The sequence below is a fragment of the Streptomyces sp. 8L genome (genome assembly GCF_020176795.1).
GTDB lineage: Bacteria > Actinomycetota > Actinomycetes > Streptomycetales > Streptomycetaceae > Streptomyces.
The window spans coordinates 1-298 of record NZ_JAIUKE010000982.1 but is presented as its reverse complement, the minus strand read 5'-3'; the positions used below and the strand labels follow the sequence as shown (position 1 = coordinate 298).

Annotated in this window: 1 rRNA gene; it reads right to left on the bottom strand. The window is 53.4% G+C overall.

From position 1 onward, the window contains the following. Positions 1 to 97 (bottom strand): 5S ribosomal RNA (rrf, locus tag LCE31_RS40200); the annotation flags it as partial. Positions 98 to 298 lie beyond the last annotated feature (201 nt).

Genomic DNA, 298 nt, shown 5'->3' with positions numbered 1-298 from the left:
CCCACAGGGTCCCCCCTGCAGTACCATCGGCGCAGTAAGGCTTAGCTTCCGGGTTCGGAATGTAACCGGGCGTTTCCCCTACGCTATAACCACCGAAACCCTAATGGATCGGCGAACAAGCACTCTCTTCAATTGAGTAATGCATGGCGCATTCGCCGGCTGCGACTGTTCGCAATCCAGGAACCGCATGAAACAATCAAACAACCGGACATGACACGACTGTTCGTGGTTTCAGAACCAACACAGTGGACGCGAGCTCCCTTCCGGATAGAAAAAGAATATCCGAAAAGGGCCCAAT